Origin of the sequence: Phormidesmis priestleyi BC1401 (assembly GCF_001650195.1) — a bacterium.
GTDB classification, from domain to species: domain Bacteria; phylum Cyanobacteriota; class Cyanobacteriia; order Leptolyngbyales; family Leptolyngbyaceae; genus Phormidesmis_A; species Phormidesmis_A priestleyi_B.
The window spans coordinates 20880-37472 of sequence record NZ_LXYR01000007.1 but is presented as its reverse complement, the minus strand read 5'-3'; the positions used below and the strand labels follow the sequence as shown (position 1 = coordinate 37472).

The 16593-nt window shown below is 48.5% G+C and carries 17 protein-coding genes and 1 riboswitch; of the genes, 9 read left to right on the top strand and 8 right to left on the bottom strand.

The window, feature by feature from the left end:
• The first annotated feature begins 30 nt into the window (after positions 1 to 30).
• Positions 31 to 555 (top strand): glyoxalase-like domain protein, encoded by a 525-nt coding sequence (locus tag A8707_RS05795; RefSeq protein WP_197484637.1) that lies wholly within the window; start codon positions 31 to 33, stop codon positions 553 to 555.
• 354 nt (positions 556 to 909) lie between these two features.
• Here the strand turns inward: A8707_RS05795 and A8707_RS05790 are convergent, their stop codons facing one another.
• Both A8707_RS05790 and lexA read right to left on the bottom strand, forming a co-directional pair.
• Positions 910 to 1224 (bottom strand): AbrB/MazE/SpoVT family DNA-binding domain-containing protein, encoded by a 315-nt coding sequence (locus A8707_RS05790; RefSeq protein ID WP_068815851.1) that lies wholly within the window; start codon positions 1222 to 1224, stop codon positions 910 to 912.
• A gap of 243 nt (positions 1225 to 1467) precedes the next feature.
• Positions 1468 to 2100: a transcriptional repressor LexA gene (gene lexA, locus A8707_RS05785; protein WP_068815850.1), complete on the bottom strand. Its 633-nt coding sequence runs from the start codon at positions 2098 to 2100 to the stop codon at positions 1468 to 1470.
• A gap of 138 nt (positions 2101 to 2238) precedes the next feature.
• On the opposite strand from lexA, the gene mnmG reads away from it, so the two are divergent.
• From mnmG to A8707_RS05775, 3 genes are all read left to right on the top strand, one after another.
• Complete coding sequence (mnmG, locus tag A8707_RS05780) at positions 2239 to 4164, top strand: tRNA uridine-5-carboxymethylaminomethyl(34) synthesis enzyme MnmG (RefSeq protein WP_331711683.1); 1926 nt, start codon at positions 2239 to 2241, stop codon at positions 4162 to 4164.
• Positions 4165 to 4787: 623 nt separating this feature from the next.
• Positions 4788 to 4934, top strand: a riboswitch (cobalamin riboswitch).
• A gap of 236 nt (positions 4935 to 5170) precedes the next feature.
• The gene (locus tag A8707_RS27910) at positions 5171 to 5323 is read left to right on the top strand and encodes a hypothetical protein (protein WP_231947952.1); all 153 of its coding nucleotides are present in this window, start codon (positions 5171 to 5173) and stop codon (positions 5321 to 5323) included.
• A gap of 74 nt (positions 5324 to 5397) precedes the next feature.
• Complete coding sequence (locus A8707_RS05775; RefSeq protein ID WP_331711682.1) at positions 5398 to 6459, top strand: methyltransferase domain-containing protein; 1062 nt, start codon at positions 5398 to 5400, stop codon at positions 6457 to 6459.
• A gap of 130 nt (positions 6460 to 6589) precedes the next feature.
• Here the strand turns inward: A8707_RS05775 and A8707_RS05770 are convergent, their stop codons facing one another.
• Together A8707_RS05770 and ebsA are read right to left on the bottom strand one after the other, a co-directional pair.
• Positions 6590 to 7675 (bottom strand): phosphotransacetylase family protein, encoded by a 1086-nt coding sequence (locus A8707_RS05770; RefSeq protein ID WP_068815849.1) that lies wholly within the window; start codon positions 7673 to 7675, stop codon positions 6590 to 6592.
• A gap of 187 nt (positions 7676 to 7862) precedes the next feature.
• Positions 7863 to 8240 (bottom strand): type IV pilus biogenesis protein EbsA, encoded by a 378-nt coding sequence (ebsA, locus tag A8707_RS05765; RefSeq protein ID WP_068815848.1) that lies wholly within the window; start codon positions 8238 to 8240, stop codon positions 7863 to 7865.
• Between the two features lie 197 nt (positions 8241 to 8437).
• On the opposite strand from ebsA, the gene A8707_RS05760 reads away from it, so the two are divergent.
• Positions 8438 to 9307, top strand: a complete 870-nt coding sequence (locus A8707_RS05760) for a GDSL-type esterase/lipase family protein (RefSeq protein ID WP_068815950.1) — start codon at positions 8438 to 8440, stop codon at positions 9305 to 9307.
• Between the two features lie 49 nt (positions 9308 to 9356).
• Here the strand turns inward: A8707_RS05760 and A8707_RS05755 are convergent, their stop codons facing one another.
• From A8707_RS05755 to A8707_RS05745, 3 genes are read right to left on the bottom strand one after another with little or no spacing between them, the layout of a single operon-like run.
• Positions 9357 to 9806 carry a hypothetical protein gene (locus A8707_RS05755; protein ID WP_068815847.1) on the bottom strand — a complete coding sequence of 150 codons (450 nt, stop codon included), beginning with the start codon at positions 9804 to 9806 and terminating at the stop codon, positions 9357 to 9359.
• 46 nt (positions 9807 to 9852) lie between these two features.
• The gene (locus A8707_RS05750) at positions 9853 to 10482 is read right to left on the bottom strand and encodes a HEAT repeat domain-containing protein (RefSeq protein ID WP_068815846.1); all 630 of its coding nucleotides are present in this window, start codon (positions 10480 to 10482) and stop codon (positions 9853 to 9855) included.
• Complete coding sequence (locus A8707_RS05745) at positions 10479 to 11252, bottom strand: hypothetical protein (protein ID WP_068815845.1); 774 nt, start codon at positions 11250 to 11252, stop codon at positions 10479 to 10481. The genes A8707_RS05750 and A8707_RS05745 overlap by 4 nt, the downstream gene beginning before the upstream one ends.
• Positions 11253 to 11566: 314 nt before the next feature.
• Between A8707_RS05745 and A8707_RS05740 the strand changes: the two genes are divergently transcribed.
• A complete protein-coding gene (locus A8707_RS05740) occupies positions 11567 to 12769 on the top strand; it encodes a 4-hydroxy-3-methylbut-2-enyl diphosphate reductase (RefSeq protein ID WP_068815844.1) in 1203 nt (400 codons plus the stop codon).
• Positions 12770 to 13015: 246 nt separating this feature from the next.
• On the opposite strand, the gene malQ is transcribed toward A8707_RS05740, so the two are convergent.
• Positions 13016 to 14539, bottom strand: coding sequence for a 4-alpha-glucanotransferase (malQ, locus tag A8707_RS05735; protein ID WP_068815843.1), 1524 nt, complete (start codon positions 14537 to 14539; stop codon positions 13016 to 13018).
• 124 nt (positions 14540 to 14663) lie between these two features.
• On the opposite strand from malQ, the gene A8707_RS05730 reads away from it, so the two are divergent.
• From A8707_RS05730 to A8707_RS05720, 3 genes are all read left to right on the top strand, one after another.
• Complete coding sequence (locus tag A8707_RS05730) at positions 14664 to 15122, top strand: NUDIX hydrolase (RefSeq protein WP_331711681.1); 459 nt, start codon at positions 14664 to 14666, stop codon at positions 15120 to 15122.
• Positions 15123 to 15236: 114 nt separating this feature from the next.
• Positions 15237 to 15848, top strand: coding sequence for a hypothetical protein (locus tag A8707_RS05725; protein WP_068815842.1), 612 nt, complete (start codon positions 15237 to 15239; stop codon positions 15846 to 15848).
• A gap of 3 nt (positions 15849 to 15851) precedes the next feature.
• On the top strand, positions 15852 to 16334 hold the full coding sequence (locus A8707_RS05720; RefSeq protein ID WP_068815841.1) for a DUF1643 domain-containing protein: 483 nt from the start codon (positions 15852 to 15854) through the stop codon (positions 16332 to 16334).
• The last annotated feature ends 259 nt before the right edge of the window (positions 16335 to 16593 follow it).

Genomic DNA, 16593 nt, shown 5'->3' with positions numbered 1-16593 from the left:
GCTCCGATCGTCCACTCGTTTTGGTCTTCTATGGGATTAGATAGTTTATTCTCCACCCAGGGAATCATGGTCATGCTGCTGGGTGCTTACGCGGCTGCTATGTGGATGTTTTTGACCAGTGCGCCCAAGGTGCATACGGTGATGGTGTCAGATGTGGAGTTGGCACGAGATTTTTATGAAGGAATGCTCAATCTTCCGGTGGCGGATGTGCCGCTGCACTATTACTACAACTACGAGCAGTCACTGGGCACCGCAGGCATCAGCCCCATGTATCTGTCTGGCAGTCTGGGCAGCACGACAGCGCGCGGCAATGGCAATGATGGTTTGTGGTATCAGCTTAAAAAGAACACGCAGCTTCATGTCATTTCGGGCGCGAGTTTAGGCGAAAAAGAGCGTCAGCGTCATGTGTGCTTCGATCGAGACTGTCTCGACCAAATTCTGCTGCGCGTTCAAGCATCGAGTTTGAAACACAAGATTCGACGTGAGAAACCGCTTAATTTCTTAGTCAAAGATTTCTCTGGTCATGTTGTCGAGCTTGCAGAAGTTTCTAATTAAAGCAAAGTCGGTAACCATTTAAGAGAGCGGACGCAATGTTCGCTCTCTTTGCATTTTGAGGATTTTAGGCGTTGCTGAATCTAGGGATGAATTCCCTCCTCTTCTGCGGGCTACTGTGTACACACAAGTTGATCGATCCGTCATTGCCAAAATCTTTCGCCCCCTAAATCCCCCATTCTGGCAGGGCTGATTAGTTGTCACCAGATAAAATCTACAAGCTTGAGTCTTCGTTCAGCATCAGAATGATGCCTTAACGCAAGATAAAGGGTACAGATTTTCTTTCTCGACCTTAAATTAGCCCTGCCCATTCTGGGGGATTTAGGGGCTTACAGGTGTAGGTTTGCGGTGAAGCTGTTAAGAAGAGTTGAATGAGAGTGAAAGCGTCAGTTGAGGGACAAGGGGCGACATCGTCAGCGGTTGCTGCCGGATGAGGAGCGACGGCAGCACGATTAACCCTAAGAGAAAACAGGATACCTGACGGGAGTAGGAACGCTGGGCAACGGGGTTGCCCCAGTCAATTTCGCTGTGAATGGTTTCGGGGGTGATCCCTTCTAGAAGTTCATCTAAGGTGTATTGGGGATGCGTTTGAGGTTTGAGCAGGATATTACCGTCAACGATCTCGAATTGGAGTTCAGTACCAGGAGTGATGTTGAGGGCGTTGGCGATCATCTAGGGGATGCTGAGGGTCAGGTTTCCGGTGGGGGTTCTGAGTGAGGGTTCTAGTGGTGGATTCTGACATGAGGGTTCTAAATAGAATCAAGGTGTATTTACTGTAAGCAAGCAGCACTGTGCAACATTGCTTGAAGGTGAAAATCACATCCTCCGTCAATGGGACATTCAAGCGTCGAGAAGATTCTTTTATGTTTTGTGAGGCATTTTGGTTCACTTTTAAGGAATTTTTTGATGTGCTGATCAAGCGAGTTTGCGTATCAACCCGACAAAAACGCCATCAATGTCTACCTCGTCTGCATTCTTTTCGATCACCGGATAGCTGGAATTGGCAGGTTGCAAGATGACTTTGCGATCGCTCCAAAACAGATATTTTAGGGTGGTCTGAGTCTGACATCTAGCCGCGACAATTTCACCGTTTTTGATGGTTCTCGGTTCTAACTCTTGACGCAAAATCACGGTGTCTCCATCGGCGATTGCTGCCCCGATCATACTGTCGCCGCGAACGCGCAACGCAAAATAACTCGCCATTTGATGACGCGATTTGCCTGCAAAATAGGTCAGGGTTGAAGCATCGATAAACTCTTCGATCGTCTCCTGTGGAAAGGTTTCGACTAACCCGCTTGCCGCAATCACACCTAAAACCGGAATCTTTCGTGATCTCGGTCGGCGGATCTTCAGCGATCGCGCTCGTCCCGTCTCCCAATCGACATAACCCGCGTTTCGTAAATCTTTTAAGTGAACCTGCACCGTATCTTTTGAGGCGTAACCCATTGCGAACGCCATCTCTTCACGCGATGGAACGTAGTGGTGCCAGTCAATGTAGTCTTCAATCCAATCTAGAAGCCGTTGTTTAGGGGAAGAGAGATCAGTCATGGCAATAAGAACAGGTGTACTGATAATAGATCAGAATAAGCGATCGAGACGCTCTAACATTTAAAGTTCCCTCTAAGCTGTGAATGACTGCAACCCCGTTGAATGCCAGCGCTAGCCGTTAAAATAGAGCCTGACCTCTTGCAGTTCCCCATTGCTATGAACGCCCCGATCGATTTTATTGATGCTTATGATGTGGTCGTCGTCGGAGCCGGACATTCTGGCTGTGAAGCAGCACTGGCAAGCGCTCGGCTTGGCTGTCGCACGTTACTGCTGACGCTCAACCTCGATAAAATCGCGTGGCAACCCTGCAACCCAGCGGTCGGCGGTCCGGCAAAGTCGCAGCTTGTGCATGAAGTCGATGCGCTGGGCGGCGAGATCGGTAAGGTCAGCGATCGAACCTACTTACAAAAGCGAATTCTCAATGCGTCACGAGGTCCGGCGGTGTGGGCACTAAGAGCGCAAACTGATAAACGCGAATATGCAGCCGTGATGAAAGGCGTAGTCGAAAATCAGGAGAATTTAACCATCCGTGAAGGCATGGCGACGGATCTCGTCTTGGGCGCAAACGATGAGATTATCGGAGTGCAAACCTACTTTGGGGTGGCATTTGAATGCAAAGCCGTTGTGTTAACCACCGGGACATTTTTGGGCGGAATGATTTGGGTCGGCAACAAATCAATGGCAGCAGGACGAGCCGGAGAGTTTGCGGCAGTCGGATTGACTGAGACGCTAAATCGAATGGGATTTGAGACGGGGCGCTTGAAAACTGGAACCCCTGCAAGAGTCGATCGGCGCTCTGTCAACTTCTCTCAACTCGAACCGCAGCCCGGTGATACCGATGTTCGCTGGTTTAGTTTTGATCCCGATTTGTGGGTCGAGCGTGAGCAGATTCCTTGTCATCTGACTCGCACCACGGCTGAAACTCATCGCATTATCAGAGAAAATCTTCACCTCTCGCCTGTGTATGGCGGCTGGGTCGATTCTAAAGGTCCGCGCTATTGCCCCAGCATCGAAGATAAAATTGTCCGTTTTGCCGATAAAGAAAGCCATCAGATTTTTATCGAGCCAGAAGGACGCGACATTCCAGAGCTTTATATTCAAGGATTCTCGACCGGATTGCCAGAAACAATTCAGCTACAAATGCTGCGATCGCTCCCTGGTTTAGAAAATTGCGCAATGCTTCGTCCCGCTTATGCAGTCGATTATGACTACTTACCCGCGACGCAGTGCTATCCCACTTTGATGACCAAAAAAGTGGATGGGCTGTTTTGTGCAGGTCAGATTAACGGCACCACAGGCTATGAAGAAGCGGCGGCTCAGGGACTTGTGGCTGGCGTGAATGCGGCTCGATTCTGTCGTCATCAGGAGATGATCGTCTTTCCGCGTGAGCAGAGCTATATCGGGACGCTGATTGATGATTTGTGTACCAAAGATTTGCGCGAACCTTATCGAGTGCTGACCTCTCGATCGGAATATCGCTTGCTACTCCGCTCAGACAATGCCGATCAGCGTCTCACACCCTTGGGTCGAGAGATTGGACTGATTGACGATCGCCGTTGGCAACTCTACGCTACCAAACAAGAAAACATTACGGCTGAAAAAGAGCGATTGCACGAGACTCGCGTTAAAGAACACGATGAGATTGGCAAAGCGATTGCTAAAAATACTCAACAGGCAATCAAAGGATCAATCACTCTGGCAGAACTCTTACGCCGTTCTGGATTTCACTATGGCGATTTAGACCAACATGGATTAGGAAATGGTGCGCTCGATCGGGCTGAAAAAGAAGGCGCAGAAATTGACATCAAATATTCGGGTTACATTCAACGCCAGCAGCATCAGATCGATCAAACTGCCCGACAAGAACATCGCAAACTGCCCAAAGATTTAAATTACGCCGCCATTACAACCCTGTCAAAAGAAGCAAGAGAGAAATTGGCAAAGGTGCAACCGATGACGATCGGGCAAGCGACTCGCATTGGTGGCGTAAACCCCGCAGACATCAACGCCCTGCTGGTCTATTTAGAGATCCGATCGCGTCAAAATGCAGAAGTGTTGACCTGACGCAACTCACACGCCTTTAGGAATTGCAGAGTGATGGAAGTATTGTGGATTGCTCAGTCCTCGTCAGCGCTTTGGTAGGTTGAGCGATGTCGAAACCGATGGACAACGACAGCAAGAGATTTTTCTCGCAAGTCTCTTAGGAACGTGGATTTATTAAAGTGCAACTTCTTACCCTCACCCTAGCCCTCTCCCCAAGGCTAGGGAACATGACTCTAGCTCCCTTCTCCTTGCAGGGCTGATTAGTTGTCACCAGATAAAATCTACAAGCTTGAGTCTTCGTTCAGCATCAGAATGATGCCTTAACGCAAGATAAAGGGTACAGATTTTCTTTCTCGACCTTAAATTAGCCCTGCTTCTCCTTGGGGAAAAGGGTCGGCGAGGGCTTGCCCCACTTCGTGAGGAGGGCAGAAGACGCTCACAAGTCTTACAGGTTATTTAATCCACGATCCTTAGGATCAACAGTCCGAATAGCTTTAAATTTCAAAAGATCGAATGCGGGGTTCAGCATCCTTACTTAGGTCAAAGGCTAAGTAAGGATGCGGGTTTCAGCCTCTGTCTCAAAAAATGTTCGGAGTATTGTTGCATAAGCATTCAGTAGTTCATTGACCTTCGGCGCTGATATGGTACTAAAATAATCTATCCGTTCTGACGAGGAGCAGTCGCCAGAGGAAACGGGGAAAGTCTGGTGCAAGTCCGGCGCTGTCCCGCAACTGTCATGAGAGCGATCGCGCGCGCTAAGTCAGAATGCCCGCCGATGTGTAGTCCACACTGTTTCATCTGCGAGGTATAGAATGAGAACCTCTATGCAGGTTTCACGATGGCAGCGAACCGATCGATTCGTTTCATCAATGCCAGCCCAAGCAATTCTTCACGGTGTGCCGTGGTCACTCATTGTCTGGTTTATTTCAGCACTTACCCTCCTGTTCATAGGAGTCTCTCATCATGTTTTCAATGTTTAAATGGTCTGGGCTACTAGGCGCATCTTGCGCTCTCAGCGTTCTGTGTTTTGCAGTCATTGGCTTTTCTCAATCGCCCCAAGCCGCTGATCGCTCAAGCAATTCCACTGGAAGCCGAAGCGACAAAATATTTGGGGTCAGGGCAGAATAAGTCACCTATGCAACTCAGATTCCAAGCACGAGATGCAGCAGGTGTGCCATAAAGTTCACTGCTGCAAGTGAATCCTCTCGATTGCCACCGAGCAAAAGACGCGATCGCGTCCCGCTTCGCTAACGAATGGCAAAACTGCCGTATGCTCCTCCCACAATTGAGTCAAGCTTTGTCCTCATGAGTTTATTTTTTGTACTTGTCGTTTTCCTTCTGCTAACAGTGAGCATCGGGCTGTATTTAATCACCGCTCGCCGTTATCAATCGTCTGATTCTGTTGCCCGTTCCTATGACCAATGGACAAAAGACGGCATTTTAGAGTTTTATTGGGGCGACCATATTCATCTGGGTCATTACGGCTCACCGCCTCGCCGTAAGGATTTTTTGACCGCGAAATCTGACTTTGTGCACGAGATGGTGCAGTGGGGTGGTTTAGATCGCCTTTCCTCCGGCACAACCGTCCTAGATGTCGGCTGTGGCATTGGGGGAAGCAGTCGCATCCTCGCACACGATTATGGGTTTGATGTGACTGGAATTACGATTAGCCCCCAGCAGGTTAAACGGGCACAGGAACTTACGTCTGAGGAACTGACCGCACAGTTTCAGGTCGATGATGCAATGGCGCTCTCTTTCCCAGATGAAAGTTTTGATGTGGTCTGGTCGATCGAGGCAGGTCCCCATATGCCCGACAAAGCCATTTTTGCCAGAGAGCTGCTGCGCGTCCTCAAGCCGGGCGGGGTGCTGGTGGTAGCGGATTGGAATCAGCGAGACGATCGCCAAATCCCGCTCAACGTCTGGGAAAAACCTGTGATGCGGCAACTGCTCGATCAGTGGTCTCATCCCGCCTTTGCCAGCATTGAGGAATTTGCTGAACTTTTAGAGGCAACGGGATGGGTTGAGGGAGACGTGACCACCGCAGACTGGACAGAACCAACCCTTCCTTCCTGGCTCGATTCCATCTGGCAGGGCATCGCTCGACCGAGCGGACTGGTGCAATTTGGGTTAGCGGGTTTGACCAAATCGCTGCGAGAAGTGCCGACGCTGCTCCTGATGCGGCTAGCGTTTGGCACTGGGTTGTGTCGATTTGGGATGTTTCGTGCTGTCCGGGCTAACGCAATGCAGTCACAACTCGCCTCAACCGTAAAGGCTCAAGCTCCGTTCACGAATCAATTAATCAACAGGTATGAGTAAATTCTCTCGTTGGGTCATTCCCCTAAACTGTCGCAGCATCGAACCTCTCTATGCTGATCAAACCATTGAATATGAGGACTTTCCCTGCACGATCGATGTGATAGGTTCATTGCTACACACCTTAACGAGATCACGCCGCTTTAGATTCTAAGCCGAGTTCTGACAGCAAGCGATCGCTGTCAAAATATTCGTCGATCATTTGGCAAACGCATTGAAACTTAATCGGCTCATGGAACCGCACTTGACCAAACGCCTGATCGACGATCTCCACGGTCGATAACGTGTCTAAATCAACTGACAAAATCGGAATCTCTAAATCTTCAGCCCGACTAACAATCTCCTTTGACGGCGAAATGTGACCCGTCAAAATCAAGCATTGAGTCGAAGTTTCCAACGCAGCGAGTTGCAGATCTGTGCGATCGCCCCCTGTCACGACCGCCATATTGTGACGTGCCCGAAAATATTTGAGCGCAGAATTGACATTCATTGCCCCGATCGTCAGACTTTCGACCATCAGATCCATGCGATCGGCGCGACACAGCACCTCGGCTTTAAGCTGACGCACCAACTCACCCACGCTGACGCTGCGAAGCAATGTGCTGCTGGGCATCACGCCGAATACTTTAATGCCGTGCTTTTCTAAAAAGGGAATAACTAACGCGTTGACAACATCAAACTGCTCAGTAGACACATCGTTGATAAGCACGCCCAAGAGTCGATCGCCCAGGCTCTGCTTCGCTGAAATCAGCCCATCTAAAAGCAGCAATGAGTGGAATCGAGTCACCAACAGCACCGATGCTTGAATGGTTTCAGCAATCTGCAAGAGCGACAGGTCAAACAATCTGCCCTCGTCTAAAGTTCCTGAACCTTCTAAAATCACTAGGTCTCCCTGCTGCTGCCGAGACTGTTGCGCCAATAGCTCCTGGTAGTTGACCTGATCCTCTCCCAGCAATCGCTTTTGAACGGTGTCATTGCCAAGCGTTAACAGAGTCGGTTGCAGACGGTTTTGAGGAAGCTCTAGCGTTTGGGCAACAAATTGGACATCGCCATCATCATCATCCATTTTAGATTGCCCCCACCCACCTGCTAAGGGCTTTCCATAGGCGATGTCTAGCCCCCTCGCTTTGAGTTGATGCGCGATACCCAAAATTGTTGCTGACTTACCGCTATAAGCTTCTAGCGACCCAATCAGTAAATGCTTCGCGGACTTTGGCACGTCCTAACTCCGTTTAAATCTTTGGTGAGCAATTCGATATGCTTATTCTAGGGTGATAGTAATGTTTATAGATAAAAAATAACTGTAGTCACGACCCTAGAAGATCGTGCTCAGAGTTCTGAGAGGAATTACTACAGGGTTTGTATTATTTATCACAACGAGCTTGCCAAAATTCAAGCCGTCACCTTCAATCTTCCAATCGCAGCAGTTTGCGATAAAACGACTGAGAGAAATCGGCGAGACGGGCGCGTCTGAAGTTCATAATTACTTCAATCAAAAAATCGATAAACTCAAAGTTTGCCATCATGACTTCATAGCTCAACTCAGCATTGCCGTCAAATTGGATGCGACAGCGGCACAGATCAGCAGGCAATGATGAGACATTCCAAGTCGCAATGAAGGGAATGCTGTCGCCTCCCTCGATTTTGCGCTGACCTTCTAGCGCACCTTTTTGATGCAAGCTGATAGCAAAAGGCAACATTTGTTTTTTGTTTGCCTGAGGATAATAAGGCACATAAACCCCAACTTGCTGTGGAGGTGCGGGCTGTAGTTGCTCGATAGACATACTAAATTTACCTGCTTCGTCGATCTAAAAGTGCGTTTTTGGTGAGAGATGGTGCTTGTTAGTATGCCCTATGGTTTTCTCGGTCGCGCAATTTTCTGATGAATCGCGTGCAAGACCCTCTGATCGTCGATCGCTCACTTAAAAAATTCACACTCGCGTTCTTCCACTACAATCGATGTCATTCTACGCGGTTCATCATGGCAGTCGCAACTCACAAGTCCTTTCCTAGCTGGGCATTTTTGTCTTTAGCCGCCAACGTTCTGCTAGTCGCAACGGTGGTCTTGCTGATCGCTAGATATGGGCGATCGCCGAGTCCTTCTCAGATCAAAATCTCTCCGATCGCGTCCCCTATGTCTAGCGCCGAAGAAGCTGCTGCGCTGGCTACCAAGCTAAAATCGCGACAACAGCTTACTTATAGTCAATGGGTTGACTTGTTGGGGCATGAAGCAAAAGCCGTCGCCAAAAACAAGCCCGATCGCTTAACCATTTTAGCCGGAGACTCGCTCAGTCTGTGGTTTCCGTCTGAGTTGTTGCCGAGCGATCGGACGTGGCTTAATCAAAGCATCTCTGGCGAAACGTCAACCGGGTTGCTCAAACGCTTAAATCTGTTGAAGGACACCGAGCCACAAGCCGTCTTTGTGATGATCGGCATCAACGACCTGACAAAAGGTTCCTCTGATCAGGAAGTGCTGGACACCTATCGGCAAATCATTGACCAGTTAAAGCAGGCTCACCCAAAATCTAAGCTGGTTGTGCAGTCAATTTTGCCTCACAGCGCGAACCCAGATGCAAGTCTAGAAAACCGTCAGCAGATTTTGGACACGTCCAATGAGCGGATTCACACCCTCAATCAAGCGATCGAGACGATCGCCAAAGAGTCAGGAGTTTCTTATCTCAATTTGCAGCCGCTATTTGCTGACAGCGAAGGATATCTGCGATCGGAACTCACCACCGATGGCTTGCACCTAAATCGGCAGGGATATTTAGTGTGGCGATCGGCGATTCAAACCTTTAGCCAATTGATGCTGTCTCAACCAGCCGAGAAACCCCAAACACTCTCTAACTGATCAAGATACTCGCCGATCTCACTGGTTCTTTTTGAGCGTCGAATCTTGATCAGTCCAACTTTTTGGTGATACCTGCGCTCAACTTCGTTTTATCGATCTGCCCATTTTCTACAGCATCCTTGATCCAGTTGAGAACTGTTTTCTCTGGAATTCGCTCTCTGCATGAGTGTATCAACATAGTTTCGGCTAATTTTACAAGCTTGGTAGCTGTAAGTTCTACAAGATCTCTATGCCAAAAATTTGCCATTTCGTAGGGAGTTGCTCCTTGATTGATCTTGACTTTGATTCCAGTGTCTGCAAGCAAGTCGATATCAAATACAGCATAATCAAGATTAGAAATTGAATCTCGATTTGAAGCAAGCGCAGCTATAACTTGCTTTAGGTTGGAATTATCATCTTCCACCTGCCACACTGATAGGGTGTTATTTCCTGTAGCAAGATCTCCTAAAGGGTCAGCTTGGATTTCTCCTTTTGGCAACCAGGGTATATCATCGCTCATGTACCACCTATTTTTTCGTATAGCCCTCAAAAGTAGCGGCACTAATTCAGCTCTCCAACTGCTCCAGAACTGACTCCATATCTGCTTTAAGCTCAGAACACTGCTCTTTTTTAATGGCAATCTTCAAGTAAGGGATAGCACGTCTGTCATCCATGGAAGCAAGACCCAAGATTGCCCCGTCTCTAACACGAGTAGATGACAAACTTAGACTTCGCTCAAGTAACCATCGACGGTATTCGTAGGATTCTGCATGATCTACACGACCCAGCCACCGTAGAGCTTCGCCAGCGATTTCTGGATCAACTTCCTCACACACAATCAAACGAGTTATTGCCTCCAGTGCATCCTCGCTATATTTTTTGACAAAGTAACTGAGCTTCCGTGAGAATGCACTTTCCATTCCATCCTCAAAAACCTCTCCTTTTGCTGTCCAGAAGATAGCTTCGGTTTTTGAGTAAAGAGCATCTGAAGGTTCATAAAACTCAGTTGAAGCTCCGACAGGTTTCCTTCTCTGAGAAGCTTTCAGAGCTTTCGCGGGTTGAGTACTTGCTGAAAGGGCTTGAACTCGAACCGCTCGGTTTGATTGAGTTGAGCTAGGAAACGTCACAGCAGATTGCTGTAGTGTGTATGCAGAATCTGTGCCTGACAGAGTATAAGTTTCTCCAGTTACGTTCATTTGATATCTCCCTTGCTTGCTATTTCTCTACCAAGTTCAACCAATTCTTGAAAGACATGAGACAGTTTCTCCGAGCCTACCTCTTCTGAAAAGTTTGGTGTGGTGTTTATATCTAATTCAAGACGGACAGAAAATCGAGGTGGTTTAGTAATGTACTGCTCAAGCCTGCTTGGATCAAAAGCAAAACTCGTCAAAAGACTGACACTCCATTTAGACAAGCGATTGATTGATAAGTCAGAGGTTTTGGTAGAAGCAGATTTTCTAGGTCGATTAATTTGGTAAGAAAAATCAGATGAGTTTTCATCTAAATTGAATGGGAGATAAGCAGAAACCCACTCATAACCCTCTTTTGAACTGTTGACGGGTTTAATCAAGACTGCTCCAAAAGCCAAGCGTTGTGTTGGAGGAGCTTCTTCCAGCCAGCGAATCATTAGTTTAAGAAATGAGTCCACTGATTCCGTGAATAGACCTAGCGTGGGAAATTCTGGATCAGATACGTCTGTGATTGGAACTAATTGCCAATCTGCTCTAGTTGGCTGAGTTATTAAAACTAACTGCCCATCGACCCGTTCATCTTTAAATCTTCCTTCTTCTTGTCTAATACCTGTTCTGGGTTCAGAGGTCTTTCGCTCTGGCAATTCTCCTGTCAGCTTTTTCCACGAGTCCTGCTCTACAATCTGGGCAGATGGACTAAGGAAAGCTGTTAACCTAAAGCTCTCAGCCTGCCAATAGATAGAATTGGGATTTTGTTTACCCTCTAACTCAGACATTCAACCACCTGTAGCACGGATTCTAGAGAGCCATTCCTTGTCTATCTCAACCCTAATCTACCCCGTGGGGGGCAGTAACGTAAAGAGTTGAACCCTGTAGTTTCAGCGAAGGGATATTTGCCATCGTAACAGACCACTGAACCAGAACGAAACTTATAAGATGTCTATTAAGATACAAATATTATTGTCATTTGGTTAGCTCAACCACTGATGCGCTCAACCCTGGAGCACATTTCAACGGTCTGTCACCCAACCGCTTATGATCACATAATAAATGGTGAGTACATTGGCGGCACTTAAGGGAAAAAGACGGGATGGATACCAAAGCGTTTAAGCGATCGCTCAACAGTTCTGAAAACTATCACCGCAAAGGGTTTGGTCACGAGACCGAGGTTGCGGGGGTTATGGAGTCTGAATATCAAAGCGATTTGATTCAGCAAATCCGAGATCGGCAATACACCCTGACGCGAGGCGATGTCACGATTCGATTAGCGGAGGCGTTTGGGTTTTGTTGGGGCGTTGAGCGGGCTGTGGCGATGGCGTATGAAACTCGGCAACACTTCCCCACCGAGCGGATTTGGATCACGAATGAAATTATCCACAATCCCTCAGTCAATCAGCGGTTGCGAGAGATGAACGTACATTTTATCTCGTTGATTAATGGCGAAAAAGACTTCTCTGGGGTCGGAGTGGGCGACGTGGTGATTTTGCCTGCGTTTGGTGCCAGCGTTCAAGAAATGCAGATTCTCAACGATCGCGGCTGCAAAATTGTCGATACGACCTGCCCGTGGGTGTCAAAAGTTTGGAACACCGTCGAGAAGCACAAAAAAGTCGCGCACACCTCGATTATTCACGGCAAATATAACCACGAGGAAACCGTTGCCACGAGTTCGTTTGCCGGGATCTATCTGATCGTGTTGAACCTGGCAGAAGCCGAATATGTGGCAAACTACATTCTCAACGGCGGCGATCGTCACGAATTTTTGACCAAATTTCAGCAATCGGTTTCGGTAGGATTTGACCCCGATCGAGACTTAGAGCGCGTCGGCATCGCCAATCAAACCACGATGCTCAAAGGCGAAACCGAGCAGATCGGCAAACTGTTTGAGCACACGATGATGCGAAAATATGGTCCCGATCAGCTTAATCAGCACTTCCTCAGCTTCAACACTATTTGCGATGCCACCCAAGAACGGCAAGATGCCATGTTTGAGCTAGTAGACGAAAAACTCGATCTGATGGTCGTGATTGGAGGCTATAACTCATCTAACACGACGCACTTGCAGGAGATTGCGGTCGATCGTCAGATTCCTTCTTATCACATTGACAGCGCCGAACGCATTGGGGCAAATGGCATCGAGCACAAGCCTCTCAACTGCGAGCTAGAAGTCGTTCAAAATTGGCTCCCTGACGGCAAAATCGTGGTCGGCATCACCTCCGGCGCGTCTACACCTGATAAAGTCGTCGCCGATGTGATTGAGAAAATCTTTGAGTTAAAAGCCGCAGCCGTGGTTTGAAGGTTGAAGGTAGCTGTTTTGAGAGTCTAGATGCCCTATTCAGCCTGCCTCCAAGATTAGCAAAACACATGAATTGCCCTCCTCACGAAGTGGGGCAAGCCCTCGCCAACCCTTCTCCCCGAGGAGAAGGGAGCCAGAATTCTTGTTCCCTCTCCTTCTGGGAGAGGGCTAGGGTGAGGGCGAATCTAGCGGTTCATATCTAGATTCAGCAACGCCCTTTAATTTTATGGTAGATAAACAGAGGGGCTAATTGGATTCACTTTCTTGATGTTGTCGCAGCCGACCCGAAACGCGCGTCAGAGTTTTGAGCTTTTCGCCTAACTCGTGACTCAACATCTCCGATCGATAGCGCCATCCCCAATTTCCCTCGGCAGTGCCCGGAAAGTTCATTCTTGCCGAGTTGTCGAGTCCCATTAAATCTTGCAGGGGAATCAGAGCTTGATTTGAAATCGAAGTCAACGCCATGCGAATCAACTCCCAGTGCACCCCGTCATTGCCGATGTTACCCATATAAAGCCAGAGTTGCTCCTTCTCCCAATCGGATGCAGAGTCATACCACCCGATCGTCGTGTCGTTGTCATGAGTGCCCGTATAGACGACGCTGTTGTGCCTAAAGTTGAAGGGCAGAAAGGGATTGCCCGGATCAGAGCCGAATGCAAACTGTAGAATTTTCATGCCAGGGAAGTCGAAGCGATCGCGCAAAGCTTCGACTTCTGGAGTGATCACACCCAAATCTTCAGCCATAATCGGCAGTCTGCCTAGCTTGAGCCGCAGCACTTCAAAAAACTCTTCACCAGGCGCTTTAATCCACTCACCATTCATCGCCGTTGTCTCACCTTGAGGCACCGCCCAATAAGCCTCAAACCCTCTGAAGTGGTCAATGCGGATGATATCTACATAATCTAACATTGCCTCAAATCGCCGCAGCCACCAGGCAAAGTCCGTCTCTTGCAAATGCTCCCAGTTATAGACCGGGTTGCCCCACAGTTGCCCCGTATCGCTAAAATAATCGGGAGGAACGCCCGCCATTAGTTTAGGTTCGCCCGTCTTTTCGTCAAGAGAGAAGTTTTCGGGGTTTGCCCACACATCCGCGCTGTCGTGAGCCACGTAAATGGGAATGTCGCCAATGATTTCGATATGACGATCGTTGGCGTATTGTTTGATCTCTGCCCAATGGTGAAAGAACTCAAACTGAAGATATTTGTGATAATAAATCTCGCCATTTAAGCGTTGACGGGCTGGTTCAAGCGCGCTGGGCTGACGATGCGCCAGGTCTGGCTCCCAGTGGTGCCAGCTTTTGCCGTCGTGTTCTCCCTTCAGCGCCATGAACAGCGCATAGTCATCGAGCCAATAGGCTTTGCTGTGGCAAAAGTCTGCAAATTTTTGCTGTTGTTCAGGAGAGGCTTGTGTTTTGAAGCGATCGCACGCCTTCTGCAACAGAGGCATCTTGAAGGCAGTGACGCGATCGAAGTCTACCCACCCGATCGGAAACTCAGGCACATTCCACAGATCTTCATCCCACAGCAGCCCTTGTTTTTGCAGCACCTCCAAACTGATCAGCAGTGGGTTGCCTGCTGTCGCTGAATAAGACGCATAGGGCGAGTTGCCATACCCGGTTGGACCCAATGGCAGCACTTGCCAAAACTGCTGTCCACTATTTGCCATAAAATCGATAAAGCGCTGTGCCTCTGAGCCTAATTCGCCCACGCCAAACCGACTGGGAAGACAAGTAGGATGCAGCAAAATGCCGCTTGATCTGGGAAAAGGCATAAGCAAGGGTGAAGAGTGAAGGACGAATTAGCAATAAGATGTGAAGACTGTAGCATGGCACGCTGAACGTTAGAATCGGTCAAAAGAAAGGATGGAATTTGGCTTGAACCCCGACTTTCACCCATTGTCCTTTATCCTCCTAGATGTGCTGGTGGCTCACAAAAATCCTTCTCCTACAGTGGACATTATTATTGAGATGATCGATCGCCCCGATCGTCCGATTATTCTGATTGAGCGCCTAAATCCTCCTTACGGTTGGGCGATCCCAGGCGGATTTATGGACTATGGCGAACCCGCAGAAGCCACCGCTCGTCGAGAAGCAATGGAAGAAATCGGCTTAGAGGTGGAATTAGTCGAGTTGCTCAATGTCTATTCTGACCCGGCGCGAGATGCCCGACAGCACACAGTCAGCATGGTTTATGTCGCCACCGCTCAGGGCGAACCGACCGCAGGAGACGATGCCAAAAACGCGAAAATTGTCAACGTTTGGGAGCTACCGCGCAATCTTTGCTTTGATCACGATCGGATCTTGCACGATTATCTGCAGCTCCGTCATTATGGAATTCGTCCGCGTTTGAGGTGACGATCGAGAAATTCTTAAGAAGACCCCGACAAACACGGCTCAAACGGGCATGACGCGCTAGGATTCAACCAAAGGGAACTTGAGCATCAGATACTCTGGCTAGAGGATTTTGAGATGTCAAAAATCTACAGCACCGAAGAGTTGGTCAAAATTCTCGCTGACGAGCGACGAGCCTGCATAAATGGGCAGCGTCTAAACTTGGCTGCAACGCCATCGGGCATCAATCCGATTATTGATCGCTTTGTCAAATCTGACGGCATTCAAAAATTCACTGCTTACAATGACTTTCGCAACACAGTGCACCTCTATCAGCGAGAGCATCAGGTTTCTGGAATCGTGTGGCAAACCATGACGATTAAAGGTAGCCCGTTTCGCTATCCTAGAATTGACGATCAGTTGATTAGTCTCAACAGCGATCGCATGATTCTAAGAGCGGCAAAAACGTCGATCGTGGCGTTTTGGCAAGAAGTCACCGACGGGATGAATTTCTATTTAAGTATGAATTGCGGGAAGTTTTATCAGCCGATGTCAGGCAATGATTTCGATCGCCTTCTCGATCGCACCGAATGGGCGACGCTGACGCGCCAAGGCAGCAATGACACACTAGAAATTTTGCTGCAATTAGGCTGGGGCAGACCCGAAGAAGCGCTCTATCACCGGGGTTTTCCTGAGTCGGGCAGTGAATATATTCATGCCGTGCTTCCAGGGAGATTTCCATTAGGGTGAGCGATGCATTCAGGTGCAGTATTTGACGATTCAAGCACATATCGATATTCGCTTTGGCGATCGTGGAGCCAGTTGCCCAAAGTCGGGTTTGTGATGCTCAACCCCAATCGAGCTGATGCGACCGTCAACGATCCGACGATTCGACGATGTATCGGGTTTGCTCAAAACTGGGGCTATGGCGGTTTAGAAGTGGTGAATCTGTTTGCATATCGGGCAAAAAGTCCGCCACTTCTCAAGCAAATTGCAGACCCGATCGGTGAAGACAACGATCGCTATCTCTCTAGTTTGAGCGATCGAGTCGAGACGATCGTTCTTGCCTGGGGAAATTGGGGGACTTTGAGAGGGCGCGATCAGGCGGTGATTGAACGGTTGAATTCTCAGCAAAATCTCTATTGTCTGGGTGTCACAAAAACTGGACAACCTCGACATCCGCTCTATCTCAAACGCGATACTCTGCTGACTCAACTCATTTTGAGATCTTGCTAAACTCAGGCTACTCCGGTTCAGTCGAGCGGTTTTTGGTAAACAATGACCACACAATGAGAAGGACGCGAGATCGTAGCGTTAGGATCGAATTAGACCACCAGGTATCAGACAATGAAAGTGTCGTTGTCTGATACCTTCAAATGCGATTAGAGGCAGCCCACTATCAGGTTACTGGGGTTGCTGACTCGCATCAAACAGCGCTGACGCTCTTAAAAGATACCTGCTCACGATTCAAAGTGAGGTCAATCAAGGAACGATC

Bases quoted from the DNA above. Each gene is read 5' to 3' on its own strand.
- malQ (WP_068815843.1), bottom strand. From the start codon at position 14,539: ATGCCTTTTCCCAGATCAAGCGGCATTTTGCTGCATCCTACTTGTCTT.
- A8707_RS05720 (WP_068815841.1), top strand. From the start codon at position 15,852: ATGCATTCAGGTGCAGTATTTGACGATTCAAGCACATATCGATATTCG.
- A8707_RS05760 (WP_068815950.1), top strand. From the start codon at position 8,438: ATGGCAGTCGCAACTCACAAGTCCTTTCCTAGCTGGGCATTTTTGTCT.
- A8707_RS05775 (WP_331711682.1), top strand. From the start codon at position 5,398: ATGGCAAAACTGCCGTATGCTCCTCCCACAATTGAGTCAAGCTTTGTC.
- lexA (WP_068815850.1), bottom strand. From the start codon at position 2,100: ATGACTGATCTCTCTTCCCCTAAACAACGGCTTCTAGATTGGATTGAA.
- A8707_RS05750 (WP_068815846.1), bottom strand. From the start codon at position 10,482: ATGAACGTAACTGGAGAAACTTATACTCTGTCAGGCACAGATTCTGCA.
- A8707_RS05740 (WP_068815844.1), top strand. From the start codon at position 11,567: ATGGATACCAAAGCGTTTAAGCGATCGCTCAACAGTTCTGAAAACTAT.
- A8707_RS05790 (WP_068815851.1), bottom strand. From the start codon at position 1,224: ATGATCGCCAACGCCCTCAACATCACTCCTGGTACTGAACTCCAATTC.
- A8707_RS05745 (WP_068815845.1), bottom strand. From the start codon at position 11,252: ATGTCTGAGTTAGAGGGTAAACAAAATCCCAATTCTATCTATTGGCAG.
- A8707_RS05755 (WP_068815847.1), bottom strand. From the start codon at position 9,806: ATGAGCGATGATATACCCTGGTTGCCAAAAGGAGAAATCCAAGCTGAC.
- ebsA (WP_068815848.1), bottom strand. From the start codon at position 8,240: ATGTCTATCGAGCAACTACAGCCCGCACCTCCACAGCAAGTTGGGGTT.
- A8707_RS05725 (WP_068815842.1), top strand. From the start codon at position 15,237: ATGTCAAAAATCTACAGCACCGAAGAGTTGGTCAAAATTCTCGCTGAC.
- A8707_RS05795 (WP_197484637.1), top strand. From the start codon at position 31: ATGGGATTAGATAGTTTATTCTCCACCCAGGGAATCATGGTCATGCTG.